Source organism: Bacillus cereus group sp. BceL291, from assembly GCF_051776705.1.
Lineage (GTDB): Bacteria > Bacillota > Bacilli > Bacillales > Bacillaceae_G > Bacillus_A > Bacillus_A cereus.
Genome location: NZ_JBPWAP010000169.1, coordinates 1 through 4,063, shown reverse-complemented (window position 1 = coordinate 4,063; position 4,063 = coordinate 1). Strand labels below are relative to the sequence as shown.

Sequence of the window (4,063 nt, the reverse complement as noted above, 5' to 3'; positions counted from 1 at the left end):
TAGGCCTAGAACCAGCATCTTTGAGTAAATCGTGAATTTCGTAATTTTCTGAACGTTATAGTGAGTTACCTTATATATTTTCGTCACAGAAGAGTCATTCTGTGACACTTTTTGTTATAATAACTTAGAAATATATTAAATTTGGAGGTGTTAAGGGTGAAAAAAAGTGACATAGAACTCGGAGAGTTTGAGGGATTTCTTTTTGAGCAAGGGAAACGTCCCAATACTGTACATGATTATTCTCGTCATATTTGTAATTTTCATCGATGGTTAGTTACTGAAGGTAGCTCAATTCACGACATTACGCGTTATGATATTCAACAATATATCAATTTCTTATCGATTCAAGGAAACCAAGCAACAACCATTACACCGAAATACAGTGCCATCGTAGCTTATATGAAGTTTGTCGGAAAAGAAGAACTTCTAAATCACATAAAACGACCAGAAGTTAGGCATATTCGTAATATTTCTCCGAAATCCTTATCTAAAAAGCAGAGAAATCGATTGTTGAGAGAAGTTGAGAAGTCTCAAAACCTTAGGAATATCGCTATTGTTTATACAATGCTTTATACAGGTGTTCGAGTATTTGAACTTGTGGTTTTAAACCGTGATGATGTTGAAATGAGAGAACGGTCTGGATTTATAATTATTAGAGATGGTAAAGGTGGTATTTCAAGAAAAATTCCTTTACCAGCAGAAAGTCGTTATCATCTACAAAACTATTTACAAAAACGAACAGACTTGGAAGTTCCACTGTTTCTTTCTAATTTTAGAAAACGATTATCTAAACGATCAGCTCAAAGAATATTTGAACAATACGGCATTGGTGCACACATGCTAAGGCATACATATGGACGTGAACTTGTGGCTTCTGGTATTGATCTTGCAACAGTTGCTGATTTAATGGGACACAATGATGTGAATACAACCAAACGCTATGCAGCTCCTTCAATGAGTGACTTAGAGCAAGCTGTTGAAAAAATATTTAATAGTTAGGATGAATGAAATGAAACAACATTGGAATTTAGATCGAGAAATTACTTCTTTTATACTGAGTTCTGAAGAACTAAAATTAGTTAATGCTAGATATAAACTAACTAGAATCGGTTTTGCAGCTTTACTTAAGTATTTTCAATTGTTTCATCAATTCCCAACGAAAAAAACTCAAATTCCATCTGAGATGCTACACTTTCTTTCTAAACAATTAAATCTTTCTTTAAATTCTTATCACACTTACATTCTTGATTCTAAAACAGCTAGAAAACATAAACAAGAAATACTTGATTTTTTTGGTTTCAAAGAAGAAAAAGATGAAGATCGAGAATTCATTCGAACATGGCTCTATAATCGGATTTATGAATATAATCTAGATGCTAATCTATTGAGAAAACAGTTATATATCAAATATCGAACAGAGAAAATTGTAGCCCCTCCTGAGTGGCAAATAAATCAACTGGTTCAACAACTTATTTTTCAGAGAGAACAAGATTTTTATCAAGAAACGTATAAGAAACTCTCGGATAGTACTTTGAAAAAAATTGATGATTTACTGGATTACTGGGGATATCTAGAAAATCAAGAAAGCGGTTCCAACGAAGACGAAACATCAGAAATCACATTCCGAAAATTAACAATGGGACCTGGACGTTTGAGTCAAGCCACGTTATTTACTGAACTTGATAAATTAAAAACTTTGCTAGCTTTAGAGCTACCTATGAATTTATTTTCTGAAATACCGCCTAAAGTACTCCAGAAATACAGGTTACGTGCTACTTCTGAAGATAAAACAGAGTTGCAACGTCACAAGAATCCGATTCGGTATACATTACTCGCCACCTTTTTCTGGTTAAAAATAAAAGAATTGAACGACAACTTAATTGAGCTTCTTATTACTTTGATTCATAAAATTAATGGTCGTGCTGAGAAAAAAGTAAAAATGGAAATGATTTTAGAGGTTAAAAAAGTGTTTGGAAAAAATAAAATGTTAATTGATTTACTCGAAACAGCACTTCAAAATCCCGAAGGGACTATAAAAGATACCTTATTTCCAGTCGTAAAGCCACAGATCCTTGAGGATATCGTGAAAGAATTAAAGTATAAAAAGTCTATGTATCAACAAAAAGTTCACTGGAAAATCCGGAATTCTTACAGTAGTTCTTATCGTACAGCCGTAACAGAGATATTAAAATTACTTGATTTTAAATCTAACAATCATCTTCATCAACCTGTTATTGAAGCGATTGAACTTCTACGAAGTTATAATGGTTCCAAACAAATCACATTTTCACCGCATGAAGCTATTCCCCTTGGAACAGAAATCATTCCAAGGAAATGGTATGATTTAGTTGTAACAGAAGATAAAAATGGAGATATACGTGTGAATCGAATCAACTATGAAATCTGCGTTTTACATGCTTTAAGAGATAAATTGAAATGTCGAGAAATTTGGGTTGCTTTTTCGCATCGTTATCGGAATCCAGAAGAGTATTTACCAGCTGATTTTGAGGAAAATCGTATTCAACATTATGAAGAATTAAATCAACCTTTAGAATCTCAAGAGAAAATAGATGACCTACAACAACTACTACGTGCAAAACTAGTTATGTTAAACAATAATATTCCTAAGAATAAAAAAGTGAAAATTTTAAGTAAACACAATGGGTGGATATCAATAGCACCAAATGAATTAAGCACGGAACCAAAACAATTAGGTCATCTAAAAAGAGAACTGTCCAACCGTTGGTGGATGACAAATTTAATCGATATTTTAAAAGAGACAGCGCTAAGGACTGGTTTTATCAATCACTTCCAAAGCTTAGCTACTCACGAACGATTAGATCGGGATGAAATCCAAAAAAGATTATTACTATGTTTGTATGGCATAGGGACAAATACTGGAATTAAACGTGTATCTTCTGGTGATGCCAGTATGCAATATAAAGCACTTTTATATGTGAAGAGAAAGTACATACATGTAGAAAATTTAAGAATTGCAAATCAAAGTGTAGTGAATGCAATTTTAACTGAACGAGCTGAAGCTATTTGGGGACAAGGTACCACTTCATGTGCTTCCGATTCCTCACGCGTAGTAGCTTACGATCAAAATTTAAGGACACAATGGTTTCCTAGATATCGTGGGCCAGGTGTTTCTGTTTATTGGCACGTTGAGGAAAAATCAATGTGCATTTATTCTCAAGTAAACGCACCTAATTCTTCTGAAGTGGCTGCAATGTTACATGGATTACTTAATCATGATACAGATAAAGAGATAGATCGTAATTATGTAGATACACATGGCCAAAGTACAGTCGGCTTCGCCTTTTGTCATTTACTGGGTTTCGAACTGTTACCACGCTTTAAAAATATTCAATCTCAAAAGCTCTATAAAGCATCTGCGACAGATTGTTATGAAAATTTGTCTCCTGTCATTGCGAAACGAGCTATTAATTGGGACTTAATTAAGCGGCAATATAACGAAATGGTTAAGTATGCGACAGCACTACGAATAAATACTGCTGATACAGAAGCCATTTTGAAACAATTTTCTAAGAATAGCTCTCACCCAACATTTTTAGCATTTCAAGAATTAGGAAAAGTGATTAAAACAATGTTTTTGTGTGATTATTTAGCTTCAGAACAATTAAGAAAAGAAATCCATTCTGGATTGAATACGGTTGAAAATTGGCACTCAGCAAGTGATTTTATTTTTTATGGCCAAGGTGGGGAAATACGTCGTAATGAGCTCGAAGAGCAAGAGGTTGCCATGTTAAGTTTGCAATTAATCCAAAACTGCATCATTTATATTAATACTTTAATCATCCAACAATTACTCAGTGAAGATGAATGGAAAAATCGTTTGGACGAAGAAGATTATCGGGCACTTACACCTATGATTTACTCTCATATTAATCCATATGGTGAATTTCGTTTAGATATGGATAAAAGAATGGCTATTTAAAAGGAGAACCAGCATCATTAATTATGTGATTATTTTCAGAATATTACAAAATTCCCGATTTACTCGGAGATGCTGGTTCTACCCCATGCCCATCAACTTAAG

At 33.6% G+C, this 4,063-nt stretch carries 2 protein-coding genes; both read left to right on the top strand.

The window, feature by feature from the left end; translation table 11 throughout:
• Positions 1–156: 156 nt before the first annotated feature.
• Entirely contained in the window at positions 157–999 is an 843-nt protein-coding gene (locus tag ACS2CR_RS33635; protein ID WP_309567940.1) for a tyrosine-type recombinase/integrase, read from the top strand.
• A gap of 10 nt (positions 1,000–1,009) precedes the next feature.
• Positions 1,010–3,961, top strand: a complete 2,952-nt coding sequence (locus ACS2CR_RS33630; protein ID WP_153603156.1) for a Tn3 family transposase — start codon at positions 1,010–1,012, stop codon at positions 3,959–3,961.
• Positions 3,962–4,063: the final 102 nt, after the last annotated feature.